The organism is Stutzerimonas stutzeri, from assembly GCF_019090095.1.
Taxonomy (GTDB): domain Bacteria; phylum Pseudomonadota; class Gammaproteobacteria; order Pseudomonadales; family Pseudomonadaceae; genus Stutzerimonas; species Stutzerimonas stutzeri_AN.
Genome location: NZ_JAGQFP010000001.1, coordinates 851,329 through 875,107 on the forward strand (window position 1 = coordinate 851,329; position 23,779 = coordinate 875,107).

Genomic DNA, 23,779 nt, shown 5'->3' on the forward strand with positions numbered 1-23,779 from the left:
GAAGCTAATTGAACGAAGAGACGATGGCAAGCGATTACCTTGCGGGCGGCAAGGTGGGCGACGAGTGACGTTTGACGGAGCAAGCGGCCGGATGGCAGCCGAGGCTGCGCATCGGAGGGAATCGTTATCTCAGCTCGGACGGCGAATTACGGACGATCTTGATCGAGTGGGTGAGCGTCGGCTTGCGCGTCACACTGATGGCCTTGCGCGTCACCGTGTCGATGGTGATGTTCCAGAAGCCGGTGTTGGGCACCTTGATCTTCGCTGGGAACTTGTCGAAGGCGCCGCCGTGATATGTATGCCGGCCACCATTCTTGAAACTGCGGAAATTCTTGTCGTTCATGAGACGAATATTGCAAGGCTGCGAACACTCGATGATCACGAAATCGTCTTCGTTGAGGTGCTCGCGCTGGTGAATGAACTTCATGTACCGCTCCGGAACCACTGTCTGGCAAAGGCGAAGGTTACCATGCTCCAACGCTTGGCCGGGTGCGCCGAGCCCAACGATATTTGACACAATGCTGCTCACCCAGGTGCTCTCGCTCCGAGCCCTCTCATATCCCATAGTTCAAGGATTTCTGCGCATGTCCGCGGCGTCTCCCATCGTTAATGCCGCATCGCCCGTTGCCCGGCGCGCCACCCGCGTCGGATTCTTCATGGCCGGGTTCGGTTTGTCGGTATGGGCGCCATTGGTGCCCTACGTACGTGAGCGTATCGAGATGAGCGATGCCCTGTTCGGCACGCTGTTGCTGTGCATCGGCATCGGCTCGCTGACCTGGATGCCGCTGTCAGGACTTCTGGTGACCCGCCGCGGTATTCGCCCCGTTATCCTGACCAGCGTGGCGCTGCTGCTGCTTGCACTCATCGGCATGGCGTTCACTGAATCGATCTGGATACTGGCGGCCGCCCTGTTCTGCTTCGGTGGCAGCCTCGGCGTTATTGACGTGGTGCTCAACATCCAGGGCGTATTGATCGAGCGCGACACCGGCAAGCGACACATGTCGAATTTCCACGGGATGTTCAGCCTGGGCTCGATCTGTGGTTCTCTGACGCTCACCGGCGCGCTGACGCTGGGTCTCGCCCCGGCAACCGGCACCTTGTTGATGATCGCGCTCATCGCGCTGGCGAACCTCGCCGTTGCACCTGGCTTTCTGCGAGACAGGGCACCCGCGGGCGGCGTCGCCTTCATTCGCCCGACTGGACCCGTGCTGCTGGTCGGCGCCCTGTGTTTCGTCGTGTATCTGGCCGAAGGCGCGGTACTGGACTGGAGCGCACTTTATCTGACTGAACACAAGGCGCTGGAAACCGCCAAGGGCGGGCTCGGTTATGCAAGCTTCGCCCTGATGGTTACCCTCGGCCGTTTCGCCGGCTCGCCGGTTGTGAACAGCCTGGGCACCGCCAGGGTGATCGGCTTTGGTGGTCTGTTGGCCGGCGCCGGAATCGTCTTGAGCATTGCCACCGAACACTGGGCGCTCGCCCTGCTCGGCTATGGCTTGTGTGGCCTGGGCTGCGCCAATGTCTCGCCAGTGCTGATCTCGTCGCTGAGCCGCCAGCAGAGCATGCCGGTGCACCAAGCGATCACCGCGGCGACCACCATCGGCTTTGCTGGTGTGCTTGCCGGCCCAGCTGTGATCGGCGTGATCGCTCACTATGGTTCGCTAACGCTCGCTTTCGGCCTGCTCGCGATGCTGCTGTTCGCGCTCGCCCTGGGCGGTCGCCGCTTCACGGAATGAATGCCGTCGGGCTGAGCCTGGCAATCTACGCCTCACTACAGACCGGCCCGTGCCCTTTGGCTAGAATGCGCGCCCTATGCGTATTCAAGACATTCATCGACAGCTCACCGAGATCGGCGCCAAGCCCATTCATGTCGGCCGGGTAACCCGTGCCTGGCTCAAGGGCCAGGCCCTGGATGCCGGCACTCGCCACCAGAAGACCGAGGACTTCCTGCCCTTGTCGGTGCGCAACGGCCTGCCGGCGGTCAGCGCTGCCCTGGATGGACTGGTCCGGCTCCGCTCTGAACATCCGGGGGCAGATGGCTCTGCCCGCCTGCTGGTGGAGCTGGCCGACGGGCAGATGGTCGAGAGCGTGCTCTTGCCTCGCGATGGGCTTTGCGTGTCAAGCCAGGTGGGTTGTGCGGTGGGCTGCGTCTTCTGCATGACCGGCAAGAGCGGCTTGCTGCGCCAGCTCGGCAGTGCCGAAATCGTGGCCCAGGTTGCACTGGCGCGGCGTTTTCGCCCGGTGAAGAAAGTCGTCTTCATGGGCATGGGCGAGCCAGCGCACAATCTCGACAACGTTCTCGAAGCGATCGACCTGCTCGGCACCGATGGCGGCATCGGCCACAAGAACCTGGTGTTCTCGACCGTCGGCGACGCACGCGTATTCGAGCGCCTGCCACAGCAGCGGGTGCGGCCGGCCCTGGCATTGTCGCTGCACAGCACCGATGCGGCGCTGCGTCGCGCGCTGCTCCCACGGGCGCCCGTGTTCGACCCCGCCGAACTGGTTGAACTCGGCGAGCGCTACGCCCGGCTGGTGGACTATCCGATCCAGTACCAATGGACGTTGCTCCAGGGCATCAACGACAGCCAGGACGAGATGGACGGCATCATCCGACTGTTGCGCGGCAAGTTCGCAATCATGAACGTGATCCCGTACAACAGCCTGGACGACGATGAATTCCAACGCCCCGCGGCCGAGCGGATTCGCCAGATCATGCGCTATCTGCACGAAAACGGCGTGCTGACCAAAGTGCGCAATTCGGCCGGACAGGACATCGATGGCGGTTGCGGACAACTGCGTGCGCGCGCCGAACGCCACGTGCGAGACCGCCGCCAGCCACCGGAAACATCCGGCCCAGAGCCGTTGCGCTGAACAACTGGCGCATGCCGTTGTCCTAGCGCGACTGAGCCGAACCTGGCCTCCAACGGGGCCGCTACAGACGCGGCGATTGCGCAACCCTGCCCCGCTGTGGGCACCGAGAACAGCATGCATACACTGGAACAACTCAAGCGCGGTGAGCTGAATGGCATCACCCGTCTCGACCTGGCCGAAGGACTCGAGACCTTCCCACGGGAAATTTTCGACCTGGCCGACAGCCTGGAAGTGCTCAACCTGTCTGGCAACAGGCTGAGCAGCCTGCCGGACGACCTGCCACGCCTGCACAGGCTGCGCATCCTGTTCTGCTCCGATAATGCGTTCACTACGGTGCCCGCGGTGATTGGCCGCTGCGCCCGGTTGGAGATGGTCGGTTTCAAAGCAAACCGCATCCGCACCTTGCCGGGCGACGCACTTCCCCCACTGCTGCGCTGGCTCATCCTTACCGACAACCAGCTCGACGCGTTGCCTGTCGAGATTGGCCGCTGCCACCGTCTGCAGAAGCTGATGTTGGCGGGCAACCGGCTGCGCGAACTGCCTGAGTCGCTTGCCGACTGCCAGCGCCTGGAATTGCTGCGAATCGCCGCCAACCAGCTTGGCGCCCTTCCCGCCTGGTTGCTGCGCATGCCCCGACTGAGCTGGCTCGCATTTGCCGGCAACCCCTTCAGCGACAGGATGGAAAGCGAGATTCTGGCCCAGCATCCTCTACCGCCGATCGACCGCACGCAGGTGTCGTTCGAAAACGTGCTGGGCCAAGGGGCCTCCGGGATCATCCATCGTGCCGATTGGCAGCGCCCGGGACGCGCCGGGCAGGCCATGGCAGCCAAGCTGTTCAAGGGCAACCTCACCAGCGATGGACTGCCCCATAGCGAGATGGCTGCCAGCATCGCAGCCGGCCCACACACCAATCTGATCCCCGTAGCCGGACCACTGGCCGAGCAGGCCGGAGCCCTTCCTGGGCTGCTGATGGCACTGATAGATCCGTCCTTTCGAACACTCGCCGGGCCGCCATCGCTGTCCAGCTGTACGCGTGACTGCTATCCGGCAGATTGCCGACTCAGCGCCGCACAGGTACTTCGCATCGCCACCAACGTCGCTGCGGTGGTGGCCCACCTGCACGCACGAGGCATCCTGCACGGCGACCTTTACGCACATAACCTACTGGTCGATCCGTGCGGCCAGACCTTGCTCAGCGATTTCGGCGCCGCGTCGTTCTTTGATTCACACAGCGCGCAAGCACCTGCCTTGCAGCGGCTCGAGGCACGCGCGTACGGATGCCTGCTGGAAGAGCTGCTGGCGCACTGTGCCACGGTGGATGACGACCCAGCGCTGCGGCGCCTCGCCGAGCTCAAGCGCCAGTGCCTTTGCGAAGCGGCGGATGAACGGCCGGACTTTACTCAGATCACCCGCGCGCTCGAGACAATTTGCGCCGAGCGGACGGATACGGCCGATTAGTTGCATGCAAGGCGTCGACTCCTTCAGCTCTGACGGCTTCCTGACGCATGTCCCATTCCGAACCACGCCATAACGATACACAGCCCCAACCGCCAGCCGCCAACGCTGCGCTGGCGCATGACCCGTTCATCGTCGGGCTCAAGCAACGCCTGCCCGAACACCTGCGTGAAAGCTTTACCGACCAACAACTGGAAGGATTGCGCAGCGCCTTTGCCACTCGCTCCTGGGGCCGCCACAAGATCGACTGGCGCGGCACGTTCAGCCTGTGGAGCAACCAGTACTATTTCGTACTGGTTGGCGGGCGCAACAAACGCAACCTGTCGCGCGCGCAACGCAACCTGTCACTGGCCGCAAAAGCGGGCGTGATCACCCTGTTCCTGTTTTTCTCGATGCTCGTCGGCCTGGTCGTGCTCTATTTGATCAAGTCGGCGCTCGGGATCAACCTGCTGCCGAACTACTCGCTGGGCCTGTGGGACTGGTTCAAAGGCAGCCGCTGAGGCAACAGACGTCGCACTCAGTCGCCGATCAGGATGAGCTTGCCCGTCGCCGGATCGCGATAGACCTGCCCGACACTCTCCAGGCCTTTGCCTGAGCTGCCATCCTGCGTCTCAGGCAAGCGTGGCAATTCTCGCCCGCGCTCGACCGTCACGGGCTGCTTGGCGGCATCGAGCCGCTCGAGCAAATCGGTCTGTGCGACTAACGCGGCGATCAAGCCACAGGCGAACACCAGCACCACGTCGACCATGTTGGCCAAAGGTCCCAGCGGATCGTCATCTCCAGCCGCAAACCGGCTAGATCGCCAGCGTCGACTCATTATCGCGCGCCTCCGCCGCTTCGAGCTCGTCCAGCAATTCGTCGTACCAACGCCGTCGCAAACGGCCGAGCGCAAAGCCGCCCACCCCGATCAGCAGCCCGAGCACGGTGGTATCGAAGGCCACCCGCATCGCAACACTGAGTATCTGTACGTTGCCGTCACCCAGCGCCGCCAAGCCCGGACCGAGCGGGATCAAGGTGCCCATCAGACCGAGCATCGGCCCGACACGGGCGATCAGATCGGCGCGGTCAAGCCGCCGCCTGGCGCGTCGCTCGATGACGCCTACCGCCAGCATGCGCCAGCGCCGAAGCCCACCACACCGCTCTCCAACCGCGACGCCCGCGTCGCAGATCATGATCGCCACGAGCCCGAACAGCGCCCAGGTCACCGGCTGCAACAACCAGCCAACGAGCAGGTGCAGCCAGCTGAACAATCGATCATCAAGCACGCTCACCTCCTTCGCGGAACGATGCACCGCGACCACGCCAGACGCCTATGCCCAGCAGTAACAGGACGATCAGCGCGGCCAGCCACAGGTAACGGCTCACGCTCGCGCCCTCCTCGGCAGACACTTCGGTTTGTTCGATGGGCGGCTCGCTGGCCGCGGGCTGGATTTCGCTGATCGCGGTCGGCACCGCAGTGCGCTGCTGCGGTTCGCTCAGCGCCGCGTCCAGGCGCGCTCGCAAGGCTTCTCGGCGATCGGCCGGCAGCTGCGGCAACAGCCACTCGATCATCGGGTGGTCCGGTCGGGTATGACCACTGCCGGGCAGCCCGTTCGCCGCCACCAGCGTAGCGAAGGCTTCGCCAAGCGCCTGACGGGTCTGTTCATCGGCCTGCCAGAAGCCCTTATGGATGGCGACCAACATGATCGCCAGCATGTTGGTCTTCACATGCACGTTAGCGCCTTGCTCGAGAAACGAATCGACCCCCAGCTCGTAGCGATCATCGAGATACACCGCCTTGACCTCCTCCCATGCGCTGTCCTGGATGATGTCCGGGTTGGTGACCTGCCAGCCCCAGAGGTACTCCAGAAACTCGCTGCCCATGGTGCGAGCACCTGCATAGTCGTGCTGCATGAGCGCCTTGATCCAGGCAGGATTGAGAAAGCGCCCACGCAGCTCTGCCAGCAACGCCTGCTGCAGCGGTTCCAGGCGCACCTGGGTCGGATCGTTGTGCCAACTGACGAAATTCGCTGGCGCCTGGCCGGACAGATGCTCGACCGCCATGCTCAGCCCGCCGAGATAGTCGAACGCATCGTTGTTGTCCATCAGCCCGTAAAGGTTGCTGGAACGGCCAAGATAAGTGCGGCTGACCCGTTTCAGTCCATCCTCGAACACCGCCTGAACGGGCTCACCGTTGTGCTGCATACCGTAGGCGTGGCCCATCCGGTTGATGTAGCTGCGCGCCAGCTCGCCACGATCCTGCCAACTGCCAGAGCGCTCCACCAGCGTATTGATGCCCGCACCGTAGGCGCCCGGCGCCACGCCGAAAAGCCGCAATGCCGATAGGCTACCGGCTTGCTCGTCAGCGGCGCCGGCGTCCAGTCGACGTGCCGCGTCCTTCACCCAGCTGGCGGCGACACGGTTTCGCGAAAGCGGCTCGTCACCCCCGACGGCCAGCGCACCGATCGGTTGTAGCGCAGCATCCAGCGCGGTGCGCAAGGCAGGATAATCCCTGCGAATGGTGTTGCTCGCTCCGTCCAGTGCCAGCAACACGCCGCGTTCGAGCAACGCAAGCTGATCGGCGTACAGGTCACGAAACAGGCCGGAGGTGGTGAACATCAGGTCGCGTCGCTCGCGGTGCTTGGCAAGCGGTTGTCGTTTCAGTCCTTCGACGATCCCGCGACTGTTCCACACCGGCTCGACGCCGAGCAGATCGAGGCCGAACGCCACCATGGCACCTTCGTCTCGCACCGTGTCCGAAGCCCAAAGAATGACCGCTTCGCGGCCGCCCTCCGGCATGGGACGCTCACGGGCGCGGTCCGCCAGCTCCTGTCCGATCCGCCACCCGATGCGACTCGGCAACAGACTGCTATCCAGCGCATGGAAGTTACGGCCCGTCGGCAGCGCCTCAGGCGTGCGGATCGGGTCATTGCCCTTGCCCGGCGCAACGAAGCCACCCTCGAGCGCATGGATCAGGGCCGCCATTTCCGCGTCCGGAGAATCGACCAGCGCCTGGCGGTACTGGGTCCGCTCGGTACCCATCGATGCCATCAGCGTATCCACCGCCTCATCGGCCCAGGGCTTGCCAAACACGTGCAGGCCGAGCGGCATGAAGCGCTCCTGAATGTTGGTCAGGTAGTGGCCAACCTCGTGAACCAGGAGCTCGTCGTCGGCCTGCTCGAAATCGATGCCGCGAGCGGCGAGTGGCTCGGCCATGGAGTCGCGCAGTTCGGGCTCCAGCCCGGATTGGCTGACCAGCCGCTTGATCTCGGCGATGGTGGCACGCCGGGCGGGCCCTTCGGTGCCTCCGGCTCCGGCCTCGAAGCTCTCGATCAGCTGACGCAACGTGAGCAGATCGTCGTATAGCGGCGTCGCGACCAGGGGCGGGGTAAGGTGATCGATCATCACGGCCAGCCCTCGACGCTTGGCCTGGATGCCCTCACCCACACCGTCGACGATGTAGGGATAGAGGCTCGGCAGGTCGCTGACGATCTGCATCGGATAATCCTCTGCGCTCAGCCCCGCACGACGCCGCGGCAGAAACTCGTAGGTGGAATGCCGGCCCAGATGCACCAGGGCATCGGCCTTGAAGCCGTCCCGCAGCCAGTGATAAAAGCCCAGGTACTGGTGCGGTGGTGGAAAGACCAGGTTGGCATGGAGCAATTCCTCATCGACCTCCCAGCCACGCGGTGGCTGTGGCCCGAGAAAGACATTACCCAGGCGTAAACCGGGGAAAACCATCCGATCTCCTTGCACCATTACCTGCCCCGGCGCTTCGCCCCACCCTCTCAACCCCTCGATGCCCGTCGCCGCCAGCGCCTCGATCAGCTCATCCGCTTCGCCCCAGCTGGCCAACCCTGGTTGCTCGAGCGCGCGCTCATAGAATTCCTCGAGTTGCCCGAGCAATCTCAGCGCGCGGTCCCTCGCCGGATGCTCGACACCGTCGAGTAGGTGATGCAACTCGCTGGAGCCGTCGCGCAAGGTCTGTCGGGCAATTTCCAAGTGGGACGCCTGCAGCGCCCTGCGCATCTGGGCGTTCCAGTAACCGAGGGGGCCGTGCTCCATCTCCGCCTGGAGGGCCGACGGCAACGTACGGAACCAGCGCAGGTATTCGTCCCGGTCGAGTCCCGGGACCTTCGGCGCCATCGCTGCCAAGGCGTCCCCCTGCTCGGGGAGATTCACGCCCTGCTCTTGCAACAAGCCCAGCAGCGCCTCGGAGGTTGCCGGTAGCTCGCCTGTGTTGTAGCCCTCGGCCTTCAGGCGCCGCAGGATGGCGAGCAGCGATTGCGGCACGTCCAGGTTGTCGGCACCAATGTTGTGGCGCCCTGGTGGATGGTTGTAATAGATGATGGCGACCCGCTTGTTCTGGTTGGCCTTGCGCTGCAACTGTTGCCAATGATGGATTCGCGCGGCAAGCGCCTCGACACGGGAAGGCAACGGCTGGCTGAAACCGAAACGGATGCCGGAATTGGGGTCGATTTGCGCTGGCTCCCAGGCTGCCAGAACCATCGGCTGACTGCTGCCTTGCAGCTCTGGCATGGCGAGCTGGTAATGAACCTTGTCACGCCCAAGCCCGTCGCTGGAAAGCTGCCAGGCATTCTCGTCGCGGTCATCCAGGCGCACGGCCTTGATGACTGGCACATCGAGGCGCTGGAGTATGTCGGTTGCTTGCTGCCGCCCTTCGCCGCCGCCGAGCACGAAGTCTTGCAGCACGACCACGGCAGCCAGGGGTGGATGTGCGCCGCTTTCCAGCCATTTCAGCGCTTGCAACGTCCCATCGCCCCAGCCGCCGAGCAGACTGACGCAGGCAATGTCGCGCTGTTGCAGCGTCTGGCAGAGTGCGTCGTTGAGGTCGGCGTCGCCTCGCCGATCGGCTCGGCCATGATCGATCACCGCGACCATGCTATCGCCGCGCCAGACGAGTTCAGAGGCGTCGAGCGTGCGCCCATCCTGATAGAAGCGTAGCGCCGGACGCGCCTCGGCAGGCATGACCTGCCGCGAACCCTTCTCGTCGGACAGCCAGCTCAGCAAGCGCGCGATGTTCTCGCTCCCCCCTGAAACCCAGTAGCTGCGCGCTTCGATCCACTCGGCCTGGTCAGGATTGGCATCGCCCAGCGCGCGCACCCAGTTGGCCAGATCCTCACCAGGCTTTTCCGCGCCGAGGCGTGTTGCCTGTTCACGATCGCGGAACACGGGCCTGCCGTCGATACGGCTCATCGCAACCAGCCCCTGATCGCTGTGCATGATGTAGCGGTCGCCGGAACTGTGCCCTTCGAGCAGCGGCCGCAAGCGCTCGACTTCCGGCCCGAAGACGCCGACGGCAAGCAGCGTGGCGCCGCCCTCCAGCCATTCGCCCACGCGCGCATCAGGCCACTCGCTCAACTGTTCTGGAGTACGGGCGTCGATGATTGCATCCGGTTGGCGCGCTTTGAGCAGGGCCACTGCCGAGGCGAATTCAGCCGCGCTGTACTGCGAGATGATCGCCTTGATCTGCCCGGCTTGAACAAGCGGCGCGAGCAGCAGGGAAAACACCAAACCCGCCCAGCGAAAAACGATAGACATGCCCACTCCGTCTCGAGACGCGCGGGCGGCAGAACGGCCACACGACCCGTGACAGGCGCAAGGCATTCTGAGGATGTCGCCCACCGCGACAGTTCCTGGGGAGTACGGGCTGGTATCGGGCTCAGTCGAAGGTTCGACTCTACCGTTGCGGGGGCAGCATCAGCTTGGCACTGATTTCCCATTTAACCCGAACCTTGATCCGGGCACCGCGTGCTCCATGAAGGCGCGCACCTTACGCCGCACCCCCAACAAGATCAAGCAGCCAGGCCCGGCGGCCGATACGCTCAGGACGCCGATGCGACGGCGCGTCTGATGATGACTAGACTTCGGATGACTCAGTCATCCCGGGGCCGCCATGAACGACGATAAGCAACCCAAATCACTTACGTTTCGGCAAATGCTGCAAAGCGTTCTGGCAGGCGCGCTCGGTGTGCAGAGCGGAAAGAACAGAGAAAGGGATTTCAGTCAGGGAAAACCCAGCCATTTCATCCTGCTGGGTGTCGGCTTCACGGTGGCGTTCGTGCTGATCATCCTCGGCGTGGTGAAGCTGGTGCTGTATCTTGCCGGGCTGTGACAGCCCGGCTGCTCGGGCCTCCTTTACTGGTGACTGACCCAGAAAACAGCGGTCGCAACCACTAGCAGAATCAAGACGAATATCGCGGTCGCATCTGCCCTGCTGTCGTTTCCGCCGCGATGGGAATGCTCGGACATGGCTGCTCTCCTAGTTTATCGGCATCATCGATGCCCAGGTTGCTAGCAGTTAAGACCACGCTGGCGAGGCGCTCAAGGACCGGCAATGCAAATGCCCAAAACGCAGCGTTTCGTTCTAAACATATTCCCAAACATCACTTTTACGCATAAACGCTAACTGGTATCGTGCCGGCCTTCCCTAAAACGGGTGCGCGGCCGTGCGCGCAAAAAGCTGTAGACAGCCTGAATAACAGGACACCTCATGTACGTATACGACCAGTATGACCAGCACATCATCGAGGATCGCGTGCGTCAGTTCCGTGATCAGATTCGCCGCTATCTGGCTGGTGAGCTGACCGACGCGGAACTGCTGCCTCTTCGCCTGCAGAATGGCCTGTACATTCAGCGCTACGCGCCGATGCTGCGCATTGCCGTGCCTTATGGGCTGTTGTCCTCTACTCAGATCCGCAAGCTGGCCGACATCACCCGCAAGTACGACAAGGGTTATGCCCACATCAGTACACGGACCAACGTACAGCTCAACTGGCCGGCCCTGGAGGACGTCCCGGACATCCTCGCCGAGCTGGCGACGGTCCAGATGCACGCCATCCAGACCAGCGGCAACTGCATCCGCAATACCACTACCGACCAGTTCGCTGGCGTTGCCAAGGATGAGCTGATCGATCCTCGTCCGTGGTGCGAGATCATTCGTCAGTGGTCGACCTTCCATCCTGAGTTCGCCTTCCTGCCGCGCAAGTTCAAGATTGCCGTGAACGGCGCTGCGAGTGACCGCGCCGCTATCGAGGTGCACGATATCGGCCTCGAAGCGGTGAAGAACGATGCTGGTGAACTGGGTTTCCGGGTGTCGGTCGGTGGCGGCCTGGGCCGCACGCCCATCGTTGGCAGCTTCATCAACGAGTTCCTGCCCTGGCAGCACCTGTTGACCTATCTCGACGCCATCCTGCGTGTTTACAACCGCTACGGCCGTCGCGACAACAAGTTCAAGGCCCGGATCAAGATCCTGGTCAAAGCGCTCACGCCTGAGGTGTTCGCCGAGCGCGTCGACGCCGAGTGGGCGCACCTGAAGGACGGCCCGAACACCCTGACCGAAGCCGAAGTCGAGCGCATCGGCCAGTTTTTCGTCGACCCGACCTACAAGACGCTGGAAGACCAGAGTGACGCGCTCGCGCAGCTGGACGCCGAGCATCCCGGCTTTGCCCGCTGGCGCGAGCGCAACGTGGTAGCGCACAAGAAGCCCGGTTACGCCGCCGTAACGCTGTCGTTGAAAAGCACCGGCGTGGCGCCAGGCGATGTCACCGACAAACAGCTCGATACCATCGCCGACCTGGCCGATCGTTACAGCTTCGGCGAAGTGCGCAATTCCCACGAGCAGAACATGATCCTGGCCGATGTCGAACAGTCCCGCTTGTTCGAGCTGTGGAATGAACTGCGCGAACTCGGCGTTGCGACGCCAAACATCGGCCTGCTGACCGATATCATCTGCTGCCCTGGCGGCGATTTCTGCTCGCTGGCCAACGCCAAGTCGATCCCGATTGCTGAAGCCATTCAGCGTCGCTTCGATGATATGGACTACCTGTTCGATATCGGCGACATCGACCTGAACATCTCCGGCTGCATGAACGCGTGCGGCCATCACCATGTAGGCCACATCGGCATTCTCGGCGTGGACAAGAAGGGCGCGGAGTTCTACCAGGTGTCGCTCGGTGGCAGTTCCGGCCGTAACGCCAGCCTCGGCCAGATACTCGGCCCGTCCTTCGCTCAGGACGCGATGCCTGACGTGATCGAAAAGATCATTGGCGTCTACGTGGAGCAACGTACCGAAGATGAACAGTTTCTCGACACTTTCCGCCGTATCGGTATCGACCCCTTCAAGGAGCGCGTCTATGCAGCGAATCATTAAGGACGGGCAGGTCATCGACGAGACCTGGCACCTGCTGCCCAAAGATGTGACCCTGGACAGCCTGTCCAATTGTGACGATTTGCTCGTACCCTTCCAGCTATGGCTCGATCACGCTCATGCGTTGAAAGCGCGTGATGGCGGCCTGGGCATCTGGCTGGACGCTGACGAAGCGGTGGAAGACATTGCCGATGACCTGGAGCATTTCCAGGTGATTGCGCTCAATTTCCCCACCTTCACCGATGGTCGCCATTACTCCAGCGCACGCTTGCTACGTGAGCGTTATGCCTACAAGGGAGAAATTCGGGCGATCGGTGATGTGCTGCGTGATCAGCTGTTCTACATGCGGCGTTGCGGTTTCGATGCCTTCGCCATCCGGCCTGATCGCGACCCCTATGATGCGCTGCATAGCCTGGAGGATTTCAGCGTCACCTACCAGGCCGCCGCTGATGAGCCGCTTCCGCTGTTCCGTCGCCGGCAGGGATGACCCACGCAATAAAGCAAAACCCGCCACTCGGCGGGTTTTTCGTTTTAGCTATACATCCAGAAGTTGGGATGCTCGATCGGAACAGCCTCGCTCTGCTGCTGCCGGCCGAAGATAACCCTGAATCGATCTGCTAGTGCTTTCATGCGAAACCCCGCTGCGTTGAAGTAGCCGTAGCTTCTGCCAAATGAGCGGCGGGATAAAATGCGCTTTGGCTATGGCCTCGATAGCGGCGAGGCCTTCGTCGCTCCTCAGTCGAGGCGCACCAGCAGCCGTCCGGCTTGCTGCCCTTTCAGCATTCGCTCGATGGCTGCAGGCAACTGCTCCAGCGAAGTCTCGTGCGCAAGGCCATCCAGGCCTGGCAGCTTCCACTGCACCGACAACCGGTCCCACATGGAGGCTTTGACCACCAGCGGGATTTCCACCGAATCGACGCCAAGCAGGTTCACCCCGCGCAGGATGAACGGCAGGACGCTGGCCTGAAAATTCGTGCCGGCGGTCAGGCCGCAACATGCCACGCTAGCGCCACGCTGAAGCGACTTGACGACATTGAACAATATATCGCCGCCGACCGTATCCACGGAGCCTGCCCATTGCTCTCGCAGCAGCGGCTTCTCGATGCCAGCCTGCAGGGCGCTTCGCTCCAGGACCTGCTTGGCGCCGAGTCCGGTGAGAAAGTCGGCCTGGTCGGGCTTACCGGTAACCGCCGCGACGTTGTAACCGAGGCTGGCCAGCAACGCGACCGCAATGCTGCCGACGCCACCTGTTGCACCAGTCACCAGTACCGGTGCATCGGTCGGCTCGAGCCCCGCCTGCTCGAGCTTGTCTACGCAGAGCGCAGCGGTCAGCCCGGCGGTGCCCAGTATCATGGCCTCTCGCAGGGAGAGCCCGGCGGGACGCTTGATCACCCAGGCCGCCGGCACGCGAATGTACTGGCCGAAACCACCCGCGGTGTTCATGCCCAGGTCATAACCGGTCACGATGACCTCATCACCTGCAGCAAACTCGGCAGCACTCGACTCGGCAACGACACCGGCAGCATCGATGCCGGGCGTGTGCGGAAAATTGCGCGTCACACCACGATTACCGCTGGCCGAGAGCGCATCCTTGTAGTTCAGGGAAGAAAACTGGACACGGATCAGCACCTCGCCAGCGGGTAGCTCATCAATGCTCCGCTCGACGACCCGCGTCTCGAATCGGCCATTGGCGCCTTCGCTGGCCTGCAATGCCTTAAAGCTTTCCATCGATACCCCCGTCATTGCCAGAATCGCTGTTCGTTGAGGCGCGTCCAACCTTTCAACACGCTCTGCTCCAAGGCGGCGCTGGCCGCCATGCCGAATCGCTCAGGAAGACTTTTCTTTTCCGCGTAGTGCAGCTGGTAAAGGTCCGCTTCACGGGCTCTCGAGGCCAGATACTCGTCACTGGTCTTCAGCTCATCCACCAACTGCTTGCCCAGCGCGGAAATACCCAGCCAGACCTCACCGGTAGCGACATCGTCGATGGCGACCTGTTGGCGATAGCGCGCCACGAAATTCTTGAACAATTCGTGCGTGGTCTCCAAGTCGTCCTGGAATTTCTCTCGGCCTTTCTCGGTGTTCTCGCCGAAGATCGTCAGGGTGCGCTTGTACTCACCGGCCGTCAGCACCTCGACGTCCACATCGTGTTTTTTCAGCAACCGATGGACGTTGGGCAATTGAGCAACGACACCGATCGAACCGAGAATCGCAAAGGGGGCACTGAGAATCTTCTCGCCGATGCAGGCCATCATATAGCCACCGCTCGCCGCGACCTTGTCGACGCAGACCGTCAGCGGCACGCCCGCATCGCGGATGCGAACCAGCTGTGATGCCGCAAGGCCGTAGCCGTGCACCATGCCCCCGCCGCTTTCCAGGCGCAGGACGACCTCGTCCTGAGGGGTGGCCATGGTTAGCACCGCGGTGATCTCGTGTCGCAGGCTCTCGACGGCGGACGCCTTGATGTCCCCATCGAAGTCGAGCACGAAAACCCGCGGGCGAGTTTCGGGATTCTTTTTCGCCAGCTTGGCCGCCTTGGCCTCGCGCTTGCGCTGCAGCTTGAGCTGCTCCTTCTCGATCATGGACTGCTCGAGACGCTCACGCATCGACTTATAGAAGTCGTTGAGTTTGTGTACTTCCAGGTGGCCGCCCGCTTGCTTGGTCCGCCCACGCCGTAGCGATGCGAGCGCTATGAGAACCACCAGCACGGCGGCTACCAGCGTCACGGTCTTAGCCAGAAAGCTTGCATAGTCAGCAAGAAACTCCACAGGTCCCCCTTGAATCCATCGCCGCCAGTAGAACCGTTCTGATTGGCGTAAGCCGTCAAGCATACCGACTACGCGCTGATTTGAGCAGCGCCAGCCAATTCAAACAAACGTATGATTTATCGTTGACACCCCCGGGCGATCCCCCTACCCTCGCGAAAAATAGGTCCGGAGCGAAGCATGGGCAGCATCTACCTGATCAGACATGGTCAGGCGTCATTCGGCGCAGAAAATTATGATGTCCTGTCGCCGCTTGGCATCGAGCAGGCCAGCGCACTGGGTGACCACCTGAATCGCCTGGGTGTTCGCTTCGACCGCTGCTTCAGCGGAGACCTGAATCGGCAACAGGATACGGCACGTGCAACGTTGCAACGCATGGCCGCCAGCCAACAACGGTTGCCTGTGGAGATTGACTCCGCGTTCAATGAGTTCCTCGCCGACGAAGTGATTCGAGCGCACATGGACGACTTGCTGGCGGTCGAGCCCCACGCCATGCAAATCTTCGCCAATGCAGCCAGCCACCGCGCCGAGTTCCAACGTCTGTTCAAGTACGTGATCTATCGCTGGGCGTCCGGCGAACATGAGAAGCAAGGCCTGGAGAGCTGGCAGAGCTTCGTGGACCGCGTTCAGGCCGGGTTGCGCCGGATCCTGACCCTGGCGAGCCAGAAGGACCATATCGCCATTTTCACGTCTGGCGGGACCATCACCGCACTGCTTCAATTGATCATTGGCGTACCACCCATCAGGGCGTTCGAGTTGAACTGGCAGATCGTCAATACCTCACTCAGCCGCCTCAAATTTCGCGACCAGGATGTGGCCCTCGCCTCGTTCAATAGCCATGCACATCTGGAACTGCTGAAGAATCCGGAGCTCGTCACCTATCGATAAGCTCCAGCCACCTGCGGCCGCAAGCTGCACGTCTTTTCACGAGAACAAAGGACATACCGATGAGCAATGTCGACGATACCATCCAGGGCATGAAGGCCAAGTTCAACCCCAGCGCAGCGGCCGGCCTGGACCTGGTATTCCAGTTCAACATCACCGATGCCGAAAACTACTATCTGGTCGTGAAGGACGGCACCTGCGACTTCCATAAAGGAGAGTCGGCCGATGCCAACGTGACGCTGATCATGGACAGCGAAACCATGCAAGGCGTCATCAGCGGCGAAACCGACGGCATGCAGGCATTCATGGCCGGCAAGCTTCGCGCCGAAGGCGACATGATGCTCGCACTGAAGCTCAGCGAACTGTTCCCGGCGTAACAGCCGAACGGCAACGAAAAAGCCGAAGTCTCAGGACTTCGGCTTTTTTATGCGCATTTCCAAAGGAAATTCGAGCATAACGGACCATGATTACACAGCAACACGCAGGCCAATAAGGGCCGACTTTGCTTGGTCGTGGTCGCCGGTCGACTTAGATTACCAACGCCGAATGCTCCGTCGGCGCCCTTGGACATGGCTGCCAAGACCCGCCTGCCAGGCATTGATTAGAAGAAGGGACAAGCATGGCGCTAACAGATCAGACCAGCCGCGTACGCGAAGGTGAAGAGCTGCCCACCGATATCGTCGACCAGTACCTCAAAGCGCAGATTCCGGGCCTCGAGGGCAAGCCGATCATTTCGCAATTCCCGGGCGGCGCATCGAACCTGACCTACCTGCTGAAATACCCGAAGCAGGAGTTCGTACTGCGCCGTCCACCGTTCGGTCACAAGGCCAAGTCAGCGCACGACATGGGCCGCGAGTACCGAATTCTCAATCAGCTCAACGCGGGATTTCCCTACTGCCCGAAGGCGTACGTGCATTGCACTGACGAATCGCTCATCGGCGCTGAGTTCTATGTGATGGAGCGCGTCAACGGCATCATTCTGCGCGAGGACATGCCGGCGGAGCTGGGTTTCACATCGGCGCAAACCACCGCCTTGTGCAAAAGCTTCATCGACAAGTTCGTCGACCTGCACAACGTGGACTACAACGCGTGTGGCCTGGGTGACCTGGGCAAGCCGGAAGGGTACGTGCAACGCCAGATTACCGGCTGGATCGATCGCTATGAGCGCGCCATTACCGCTGATGCGCCCGGCTGGGAGGCGGTCAAGAACTGGTTGCGCGACAAGATGCCTGCGGATCACTCCAAGCCAGGCATCGTCCATAACGACTATCGCTTCGACAACGTCATTCTCAATCCGAACAATCCGATGGAAATCATCGGCGTGCTGGACTGGGAAATGACCACCATTGGCGACCCATTGATGGATCTGGGCAATACGCTCGCGTATTGGATCGAAGCGACCGATCCGCCGCCGATGCAGCTGATCCGCAAGCAGCCCAGTAACGCGCCAGGCATGCTGACGCGCCAGGAGTTCGTCGACTACTACGCCGAGCGCGCCGGTATTCGTATCGACAACTTCGATTTCTACTACACCTATGGCCTGTTCCGGCTGGCGGCGATCGTCCAGCAAATCTACTACCGCTACTTTCACGGCCAGACCCAGGACAAGCGATTCTCGAAATTCGTGCAAATGAACGCCCTGCTCGAGCAAGCGAGCCTGCAGGTCATCAACAAATCGAAGCTGTAACACAGCTCACCAAAAGGGAACCCGTCCATGAGCAAAACAAACTTGTTCGATCTCGATGGCAAAATCGCCTTCGTCTCAGGCGCCAGCCGCGGCATCGGCGAGGCCATTGCAAAACTTCTGGCCCAGCAAGGCGCCCACGTTATCGTTTCCAGCCGCAAGATCGAAGGCTGCCAGGCAGTGGCGGATGCGATCACGGCCACTGGCGGCAAGGCGACCGCGATTGCCTGCCACATAGGCGAACTGGAGCAGATACAGTCCGTCTTCGCCCAGATCCGCGAGCAGTTCGGCCGGCTGGACGTCCTGGTCAATAACGCCGCGACCAATCCGCAGTTCTGCCACATTCTGGACACAGATGTTTCGGCGTTCCAGAAAACGGTCGATGTCAATATCCGGGGCTATTTCTTCATGTCCGTGGAGGCCGGCAAGTTGATGCGCGAGCACGGCGGCGGCAGCATCATCAATGTCGCCTCGATCAACGGCGTGACGCCCGGCAACTTCCAGGGCATCTACTCGGTCACCAAAGCTGCCGTAATCAACATGACCAAGGCCTTCGCCAAGGAGTGTGCACCGCAGGGCATCCGCTGCAATGCATTGCTGCCAGGCTTGACGGACACCAAGTTCGCCTCTGCACTGGTGAAGAACGACTCGATCCGCGAAGAGGCGTTGCGTCATATCCCGCTGAAGCGGGTTGCCGATCCCAGCGAAATGGCAGGCGCCGTGCTGTATCTGGCCAGCGATGCATCAAGCTACACCACTGGTGTGTCCCTCAACGTGGACGGCGGTTACCTCGCGTGATCGATTCGCAAAGGCTGTAACCAAGAAAGGGAACCCTCGGGTTCCCTTTCTTCGTCACACGGGCACCAGCCCCGCGGCTACCAGTCCTTCATCGCCAGTTCGGCAGCCCCGTTCGCCGGCTTGGCCAACAGCCCCGTCGGCGCCATTTCGATCCGGTAGCTGGCACCGTCAGCGATAGGTAGATAGCGCACTCGGCGAGGCTGAGCCGCGAGTACCCGCGAAGCACACTGACAACCTTGCAGCCATGCCCAGTAGTCCACTCCGGCCGGGCTATGTCCCAACGCCACGTTAGGGCGGTGAGCCTGATCCTCCTGCTCGACGGCAATGTAGCGCCCCGAGAGTCTTTCCAACCGGTATCCGGGCTCCAGTCCAATGAGCGAGGCAAGCCCTTTCCAGTAGAGCGCTCGTACGTCCAATTGCCAGAGATCGCCCTCCAGCACGACATAACGGACTCGGCTGCCCTCCTCCACCTTCACCTGGTACCGCTGCTGCCCATCGGCCTGAAAGGTGAGCGACACCAGGGGCGTGCCTTGCACCAGCGGCTGATAAGCGGTGACGTCCCAGGCGATCAGTCCGATCAGCCCGGCGGCGAGGAGAACGAACATGCCGAAGGTGCCACGCAACCAACCCAGCAGCCAGTGACCGCCAGCCAGTACCCGTACCGCACTCAACGCGATGAGCAGCGCCGATAGTGCGACAACCGCTGCCAGCCCCAAATATTGCATCGATCACCTTCCATAAGTTCGACGGCGCATTATCGACACGGGGTCAGGAGCCAGCCAGCATCGAAGATGAACACTGGGCGCGAGTCGACATTCCGAAACCACCCGTGCCCGGACCGAAATGTCTCGCTAGCTAACCATTGGCGCCCCGCCCGGTAACCGGCATCATGCTCCGCCTGCCTGCCTCGTATTTACCTAGAGCACTGTATGCCGATGCTTGAATTCGCTGTGGAGCCGCTGGTTCTGGTTGCGCTGATGCTGGTCGCTTTTCTAGCCGGCTTTATTGATGCCATCGCTGGTGGAGGCGGCCTGTTGACGATTCCGGCGTTGCTGACCGCCGGGCTGCCGCCACACCTGGTGCTCGGCACCAACAAGCTGTGTGCAACCTTCGGCTCGGCCACGGCGAGCTATACCTTCTATCGCAGGAGGCTGTTCGATCCGCGGCAGTGGCGCTCTGCATTGCTGGCCACGGCCATCGGTGCGGTACTCGGTGCGGGCCTGGCCCACCTGATCCCGGCGCAATGGCTCAACCAACTCTTGCCCGTGGTGGTTTTCACCTGTGGCCTGTATCTGCTGTTTGGCCGGGTACCCATGGCGCCACGAGACGACCAGGCGCCCGTTTCGCAATACCGACAATGGCCACAGGGCCTGACGCTAGGGTTCTATGACGGCGTAGCCGGCCCCGGCACGGGCGCGTTCTGGACGGTCAGTACGATGCTTCTCTACCCGCTGGATCTGCTCAAAGCGAGCGGTGTCGCGCGCAGCATGAACTTTGTCAGCAATGGCGTCGCACTCGCCGTGTTCATGATCAGCGGCCAGGTCGCCTGGTCGCTGGGCATCGGTATGGGAATCGCGTTGATGATCGGCGCCTATCTCGGCGCTCGTACCGCGATAACGGGAGGAGCGAAATTTATCCGCCCCGTATTCATAACGATCGTGCTGGCGTTAAGCCTGCGTTTAGCTTGGCAGCACTGGTTCGGGGTGGCCTAGACGCCGGGCCAGGTAGAGGTCGATCAGATAACGGGCAATGGATTTCGGCGCCGGCAATGCGGGTAAGTCGTGTATCGAGAACCAGCCGGCGTCTTCGATCTCTTCCGGCTGCATGACAATCTCTCCGCCAGCATATTCAGCATGGAAGCCCAGCATCAGGGAGTGCGGAAACGGCCAGCCCTGACTGCCGATGTAGCGAGGATCACGAATCGAAACCCCAACCTCTTCGTACACTTCGCGCCGGACACATTGTTCGACCGATTCACCAGGCTCGACGAATCCTGCCAGCGTGCTGTAAACCCCAGGGGCAAAGCGCGGGGAGCGGGCCAGCAACAATTCGTCTTCTCGCGTCACCAGGACGATCATGCTTGGGGAAATGCGGGGATATTGATGAATGCCGCAGCGCTCGCACTGCATTGCCCTTTCGTGCGGATGCTGGCGCATCGGACCGCCACAGCTGCCACAGAAGCGATGATGATTGGCCCATGTCCCAATCTGCGCGGCGAAACCGAGCATACGGAACCGATCGGTGTCGTCGTCCTGCAGCATGAACTGGCGCAAGCCCTGCCAGGCTGCACCAGGCACCTCAGCAGGATGAGTCAGCTCGAGCAGGTAAACCGGATCGCCTTCGAAGTAGCCCAGGCCTTGCTCGCTGACCAGGGGCAGCTCCAGGCGCTTGAGCCAGTCTCTAGGAAACAGCACGCCGTTGGCGTCAAACAGAAAGCCATGTTGGCAGTGCACGACCGCCCAGCCACCGTTATCCGACGGGTCGAGCAGTGCCGGCTGCCAACGCAGACTCATCAGGCGGCCACCGGTAAGCCCAACGCCCGGACGCTCTCGGTTGCAAGGTCCAGCACGCTTGCGCGTGAAGCGTCACGGCGCAGGATAGCGCTGCCGTCTAGGTAATACTCGAGACTGGTCAAGGCATCGGCCAGGGTTTCGAGCATCTGTTCAGGGGGCATCTGCACACCTTCCAGCATCTGTTTCTGGATGAAATCGGCACACGCGCCGATCAGTTCGGCCGCTCGGTCCTGCTCGAGGAAGCGCAACCCACCACGAACCGCCATCAGACTGAAAGGCACATTGGCCAAGTGCAACTTCTCACCATTGGACTCCAGGTAGGCCGTGATTGCGCGCTTCGCCAGGGCCAGCCCCGCCGTGGCTTCGCTGATGACGACGATGCACGCCTCGGTGAGCTGATGATTGGCGAATGCCTCGGCTTCGTGGCCCGGCTGCACGCTCTGAGGCCGTACATCACGCCGCTCGCCCCGTTCCAGGCTTGCGACCATGCTTTCTACATAGAGCACGGCGTCAGCCAACTTCAACAATGCCGGTGAATCGGGGACCTGCTCGAGGCTCCAGCCAGAAACGACCGGGAGCTGCGCATGCAGGGCGCTGGATGCCGAAGAAAGCCCCACCATGCCGAGGGTTTTCGCCAGCTTACCCATCAAGCTGTGCAGAGTGGCATAAGATTCGGCGGATGCGGTTTGACGCTCGATCAGGTCCAGAAGGTCCTTGAGACTCGCCAGCTCTTCGCGGATGGCCGATGACAGCGAGCGCATCACAGCCTGCCCGGGCCCCGCGAGACGCTGAGATTCATCTTCCAGAAGGTGGTCGGTAAAGGGCAGCGAGCCAAGCGAGAACGTGTCCCGGACCTGGGTCGCCAGTGGCCCATTGCTTTCGGCCAGCGCCACCAGGTAGAGAAGCTCTTTAAGCAGAACACGCGGCGGCTCGTAAGCACCGTTGCCGTTGAGCTGACGGAGTTCGCGGTCGAGCCGGGAAAACAATTGTTTGCGCGACTGACGCGGGAGCAACTGACCGTCGAGCTGAGCCTCCAATGCGGCGCTACCCAGCCAGCACAGGCGTCCACCCGGTGTGTTTGCAAATAGAAGATCCAGACGGCTAAGCGCTCTGGCCATGAGCTTCAGACTGGCAGCGATCTTGTCTTCACGAATGAAGCCGAGCAAGCCAACCTGGTACATCTGACGTAACCGCCGCGCTTCGACCGCCAGGGCTGCCAAGTCCCTTTCCGCTGCGGCAACCGGCGGCCGAGCGTGATCGAGGCGAACGCTGAAAAAAAAGCTTTCGGGCAACGGCGCCTGCCCATTAGCCAGCCGCAAGGCATTGATCGGTGGCAGGAGTAGCTCGGGCATTTCCTGCCGGCTGGCATCGACGCTCTCGAGATAGCGGCCGAGCACGTAAAGCGCATTACTCAGCGCCGCCAGTTGGGTATCCCGCTCCTCGCCGGCCCCTACCGGTATGTCGGTGGCCAGCTGCAGGATCTCCTGCGCGAGCAGCTCGGCGCCGGTCAACTCGATGAGCTTGAGCGTACCGCGCACCTGCTTCAGGTTCTCGACCGCCTGTTGCAGCAGGCTGCCGTTGTTCCGATCGATGATGAAGTGTTCGAGGCTCTGCTCGGCTTCCTCCATGGTAGCGAATAGCTCATCGCGGACCAGGCTGAGTGAAGTAGCTCCGGTAACCATGGCTAGCGCGCCTCCCGCGCGACGTAAGAATAATGACGCATCAGTCGGCGAAGTCCGGTTTCTGTTTGCTCATGTGGGCAGCCATGGCGACCTTGAGATCCGCGGACTGAAGCATCGCCGCATTCCAGGTGGCAATGTACTCGAGCCCGTCGTCGACCCGGTGGTCGCGCATATAGCGAATCATTTCCTTGGTGCCGCGTATTGCCACGGGCGACTTGCTCGCAATGTCGGCTGCCAGCGCGGTCACCGCGCTCATCAGGGCCGGCAGGTCGGCATAGGCTCGATTGACCAGGCCAATGGCCTGCGCCTCCTGACCGTCGACCGTACGCCCGGTATAGGCGAGCTCGCGCATCATGCCGTCGCCGATGATTCGCGGCAGCCGCTGCAGTGTGCCGACATCGGCGGCCATGCCCATGTCGATTTCCTTGATGGAGAATTGCGCGTCGACGGTGCTGTAGCGCATATCGCAGGCTGCGATCAGATCGATCGCACCACCGATACAATAGCCCTGGACCGCTGCGATCACCGGCTTGCGGCAGTTGTCCACGGCGTTGAACGAGGCTTGAAGCTTGAGAATCTGGCGGCGTAGGCGTTCGGCATTCCGACCCACGTCGCTGCCGATCTGGCTTGCCGCCTGCGCCAGCAACTGCAGGTCGATGCCCGCGGAAAAATGCTTGCCTTCGCCGGACAGGATCACCACCCGAACCTCATCCGTATCGTCGATCCACCGAAAGATGTCGACAATCTCGCTCCAGAAGGCGGCGTTCATGGCGTTGACCTTGTCCGGCCGGTTGATCGCGACATAGGCGATCTTGTCCTTCAACTCCACACGGAAGGCTTGGTATTCAGTCACGCTATCACCCTCGACAGCCGAGGCACCTCAGTGCCTGAAAACAGTTAAACAGCTCCGCGGCAGGGACTGCTCTCAACCGAGCAACTATAACAACAGCCGGATGAAAGTCGATGCGGGTCGGTGTGATGCA

General features: G+C 61.7%; 22 protein-coding genes and 1 riboswitch. Of the genes, 12 read left to right on the plus strand and 10 right to left on the minus strand.

Going from position 1 to position 23,779, the window contains the following annotated elements; genetic code table 11:
• Positions 1-124: 124 nt before the first annotated feature.
• Complete coding sequence (locus KVO92_RS03620; protein WP_217474315.1) at positions 125-427, minus strand: DUF1883 domain-containing protein; 303 nt, start codon at positions 425-427, stop codon at positions 125-127.
• A gap of 157 nt (positions 428-584) precedes the next feature.
• Here KVO92_RS03620 and KVO92_RS03625 point away from each other — a divergent pair, with 157 nt between their 5' ends.
• The 4 genes from KVO92_RS03625 (at position 585) to KVO92_RS03640 (ending at position 4,823) form a co-directional block, all read left to right on the plus strand.
• A complete protein-coding gene (locus tag KVO92_RS03625) occupies positions 585-1,733 on the plus strand; it encodes an MFS transporter (protein WP_217474316.1) in 1,149 nt (382 codons plus the stop codon).
• A gap of 76 nt (positions 1,734-1,809) precedes the next feature.
• Positions 1,810-2,868, plus strand: coding sequence for an RNA methyltransferase (locus KVO92_RS03630; protein WP_217474317.1), 1,059 nt, complete (start codon positions 1,810-1,812; stop codon positions 2,866-2,868).
• A 114-nt stretch (positions 2,869-2,982) separates the two neighbouring features.
• Positions 2,983-4,326 (plus strand): leucine-rich repeat-containing protein kinase family protein, encoded by a 1,344-nt coding sequence (locus tag KVO92_RS03635; RefSeq protein WP_217474318.1) that lies wholly within the window; start codon positions 2,983-2,985, stop codon positions 4,324-4,326.
• Between the two features lie 47 nt (positions 4,327-4,373).
• A complete protein-coding gene (locus KVO92_RS03640) occupies positions 4,374-4,823 on the plus strand; it encodes a 3-phosphoshikimate 1-carboxyvinyltransferase (protein WP_217474319.1) in 450 nt (149 codons plus the stop codon).
• A 17-nt stretch (positions 4,824-4,840) separates the two neighbouring features.
• On the opposite strand, the gene KVO92_RS03645 is transcribed toward KVO92_RS03640, so the two are convergent.
• From KVO92_RS03645 to KVO92_RS03655, 3 genes are read right to left on the minus strand one after another with little or no spacing between them, the layout of a single operon-like run.
• Positions 4,841-5,140, minus strand: a complete 300-nt coding sequence (locus KVO92_RS03645; RefSeq protein ID WP_217474320.1) for a DUF2149 domain-containing protein — start codon at positions 5,138-5,140, stop codon at positions 4,841-4,843.
• Entirely contained in the window at positions 5,118-5,588 is a 471-nt protein-coding gene (locus KVO92_RS03650) for a MotA/TolQ/ExbB proton channel family protein (protein WP_217474321.1), read from the minus strand. The genes KVO92_RS03645 and KVO92_RS03650 overlap by 23 nt, the downstream gene beginning before the upstream one ends.
• Positions 5,581-9,864, minus strand: a complete 4,284-nt coding sequence (locus KVO92_RS03655) for a cobaltochelatase subunit CobN (protein ID WP_254621274.1) — start codon at positions 9,862-9,864, stop codon at positions 5,581-5,583. The genes KVO92_RS03650 and KVO92_RS03655 overlap by 8 nt, the downstream gene beginning before the upstream one ends.
• A 91-nt stretch (positions 9,865-9,955) precedes the next feature.
• A riboswitch (cobalamin riboswitch) is annotated at positions 9,956-10,090 on the minus strand.
• 129 nt (positions 10,091-10,219) lie between these two features.
• On the opposite strand from KVO92_RS03655, the gene KVO92_RS03660 reads away from it, so the two are divergent.
• From KVO92_RS03660 to KVO92_RS03670, 3 genes are all read left to right on the plus strand, one after another.
• Positions 10,220-10,438: a DUF2970 domain-containing protein gene (locus tag KVO92_RS03660; RefSeq protein ID WP_217474322.1), complete on the plus strand. Its 219-nt coding sequence runs from the start codon at positions 10,220-10,222 to the stop codon at positions 10,436-10,438.
• 378 nt (positions 10,439-10,816) lie between these two features.
• Positions 10,817-12,475, plus strand: coding sequence for a nitrite/sulfite reductase (locus tag KVO92_RS03665; protein WP_217474323.1), 1,659 nt, complete (start codon positions 10,817-10,819; stop codon positions 12,473-12,475).
• Complete coding sequence (locus tag KVO92_RS03670) at positions 12,459-12,959, plus strand: DUF934 domain-containing protein (protein ID WP_217474324.1); 501 nt, start codon at positions 12,459-12,461, stop codon at positions 12,957-12,959. The genes KVO92_RS03665 and KVO92_RS03670 overlap by 17 nt, the downstream gene beginning before the upstream one ends.
• Before the next feature lie 248 nt (positions 12,960-13,207).
• Here the strand turns inward: KVO92_RS03670 and KVO92_RS03675 are convergent, their stop codons facing one another.
• Both KVO92_RS03675 and sohB read right to left on the minus strand, forming a co-directional pair.
• Positions 13,208-14,200, minus strand: a complete 993-nt coding sequence (locus KVO92_RS03675) for a YhdH/YhfP family quinone oxidoreductase (RefSeq protein ID WP_217474325.1) — start codon at positions 14,198-14,200, stop codon at positions 13,208-13,210.
• 11 nt (positions 14,201-14,211) lie between these two features.
• Complete coding sequence (gene sohB, locus KVO92_RS03680) at positions 14,212-15,237, minus strand: protease SohB (protein ID WP_217474326.1); 1,026 nt, start codon at positions 15,235-15,237, stop codon at positions 14,212-14,214.
• A 177-nt stretch (positions 15,238-15,414) separates the two neighbouring features.
• Between sohB and KVO92_RS03685 the strand changes: the two genes are divergently transcribed.
• The 4 genes from KVO92_RS03685 (at position 15,415) to KVO92_RS03700 (ending at position 18,601) form a co-directional block, all read left to right on the plus strand.
• Entirely contained in the window at positions 15,415-16,122 is a 708-nt protein-coding gene (locus tag KVO92_RS03685) for a histidine phosphatase family protein (protein ID WP_217474327.1), read from the plus strand.
• Positions 16,123-16,181: 59 nt separating this feature from the next.
• Complete coding sequence (locus KVO92_RS03690; RefSeq protein ID WP_025241974.1) at positions 16,182-16,496, plus strand: SCP2 sterol-binding domain-containing protein; 315 nt, start codon at positions 16,182-16,184, stop codon at positions 16,494-16,496.
• A gap of 242 nt (positions 16,497-16,738) precedes the next feature.
• The gene (locus KVO92_RS03695) at positions 16,739-17,806 is read left to right on the plus strand and encodes a phosphotransferase family protein (RefSeq protein WP_217474328.1); all 1,068 of its coding nucleotides are present in this window, start codon (positions 16,739-16,741) and stop codon (positions 17,804-17,806) included.
• Between the two features lie 27 nt (positions 17,807-17,833).
• Entirely contained in the window at positions 17,834-18,601 is a 768-nt protein-coding gene (locus KVO92_RS03700; RefSeq protein ID WP_217474329.1) for an SDR family oxidoreductase, read from the plus strand.
• A gap of 77 nt (positions 18,602-18,678) precedes the next feature.
• Here the strand turns inward: KVO92_RS03700 and KVO92_RS03705 are convergent, their stop codons facing one another.
• On the minus strand, positions 18,679-19,326 hold the full coding sequence (locus tag KVO92_RS03705; protein WP_217474330.1) for a hypothetical protein: 648 nt from the start codon (positions 19,324-19,326) through the stop codon (positions 18,679-18,681).
• Between the two features lie 204 nt (positions 19,327-19,530).
• Between KVO92_RS03705 and KVO92_RS03710 the strand changes: the two genes are divergently transcribed.
• On the plus strand, positions 19,531-20,313 hold the full coding sequence (locus KVO92_RS03710) for a TSUP family transporter (protein ID WP_217474331.1): 783 nt from the start codon (positions 19,531-19,533) through the stop codon (positions 20,311-20,313).
• Here KVO92_RS03710 and nudC read toward each other — a convergent pair.
• From nudC to KVO92_RS03725, 3 genes are read right to left on the minus strand one after another with little or no spacing between them, the layout of a single operon-like run.
• Positions 20,281-21,114 carry an NAD(+) diphosphatase gene (gene nudC / locus KVO92_RS03715; RefSeq protein WP_217474332.1) on the minus strand — a complete coding sequence of 278 codons (834 nt, stop codon included), beginning with the start codon at positions 21,112-21,114 and terminating at the stop codon, positions 20,281-20,283. The genes KVO92_RS03710 and nudC overlap by 33 nt on opposite strands.
• On the minus strand, positions 21,114-22,796 hold the full coding sequence (locus KVO92_RS03720) for a ferrous iron transporter B (RefSeq protein ID WP_217474333.1): 1,683 nt from the start codon (positions 22,794-22,796) through the stop codon (positions 21,114-21,116). The genes nudC and KVO92_RS03720 overlap by 1 nt, the downstream gene beginning before the upstream one ends.
• A gap of 40 nt (positions 22,797-22,836) precedes the next feature.
• Entirely contained in the window at positions 22,837-23,649 is an 813-nt protein-coding gene (locus KVO92_RS03725) for a crotonase/enoyl-CoA hydratase family protein (RefSeq protein ID WP_217474334.1), read from the minus strand.
• Positions 23,650-23,779: the final 130 nt, after the last annotated feature.

Coding starts and splice junctions, on each gene's coding strand:
- KVO92_RS03710 (WP_217474331.1), top strand. CDS start 19,531: ATGCCGATGCTTGAATTCGCTGTGGAGCCGCTGGTTCTGGTTGCGCTG.
- KVO92_RS03635 (WP_217474318.1), top strand. CDS start 2,983: ATGCATACACTGGAACAACTCAAGCGCGGTGAGCTGAATGGCATCACC.
- KVO92_RS03660 (WP_217474322.1), top strand. CDS start 10,220: ATGAACGACGATAAGCAACCCAAATCACTTACGTTTCGGCAAATGCTG.
- KVO92_RS03675 (WP_217474325.1), bottom strand. CDS start 14,200: ATGGAAAGCTTTAAGGCATTGCAGGCCAGCGAAGGCGCCAATGGCCGA.
- KVO92_RS03695 (WP_217474328.1), top strand. CDS start 16,739: ATGGCGCTAACAGATCAGACCAGCCGCGTACGCGAAGGTGAAGAGCTG.
- KVO92_RS03630 (WP_217474317.1), top strand. CDS start 1,810: ATGCGTATTCAAGACATTCATCGACAGCTCACCGAGATCGGCGCCAAG.
- KVO92_RS03705 (WP_217474330.1), bottom strand. CDS start 19,326: ATGCAATATTTGGGGCTGGCAGCGGTTGTCGCACTATCGGCGCTGCTC.
- KVO92_RS03690 (WP_025241974.1), top strand. CDS start 16,182: ATGAGCAATGTCGACGATACCATCCAGGGCATGAAGGCCAAGTTCAAC.
- KVO92_RS03655 (WP_254621274.1), bottom strand. CDS start 9,864: ATGTCTATCGTTTTTCGCTGGGCGGGTTTGGTGTTTTCCCTGCTGCTC.
- KVO92_RS03645 (WP_217474320.1), bottom strand. CDS start 5,140: ATGAGTCGACGCTGGCGATCTAGCCGGTTTGCGGCTGGAGATGACGAT.
- KVO92_RS03685 (WP_217474327.1), top strand. CDS start 15,415: ATGGGCAGCATCTACCTGATCAGACATGGTCAGGCGTCATTCGGCGCA.
- KVO92_RS03670 (WP_217474324.1), top strand. CDS start 12,459: ATGCAGCGAATCATTAAGGACGGGCAGGTCATCGACGAGACCTGGCAC.
- KVO92_RS03700 (WP_217474329.1), top strand. CDS start 17,834: ATGAGCAAAACAAACTTGTTCGATCTCGATGGCAAAATCGCCTTCGTC.
- KVO92_RS03720 (WP_217474333.1), bottom strand. CDS start 22,796: ATGGTTACCGGAGCTACTTCACTCAGCCTGGTCCGCGATGAGCTATTC.
- KVO92_RS03665 (WP_217474323.1), top strand. CDS start 10,817: ATGTACGTATACGACCAGTATGACCAGCACATCATCGAGGATCGCGTG.
- KVO92_RS03640 (WP_217474319.1), top strand. CDS start 4,374: ATGTCCCATTCCGAACCACGCCATAACGATACACAGCCCCAACCGCCA.
- KVO92_RS03620 (WP_217474315.1), bottom strand. CDS start 427: ATGAAGTTCATTCACCAGCGCGAGCACCTCAACGAAGACGATTTCGTG.
- nudC (WP_217474332.1), bottom strand. CDS start 21,114: ATGAGTCTGCGTTGGCAGCCGGCACTGCTCGACCCGTCGGATAACGGT.
- KVO92_RS03625 (WP_217474316.1), top strand. CDS start 585: ATGTCCGCGGCGTCTCCCATCGTTAATGCCGCATCGCCCGTTGCCCGG.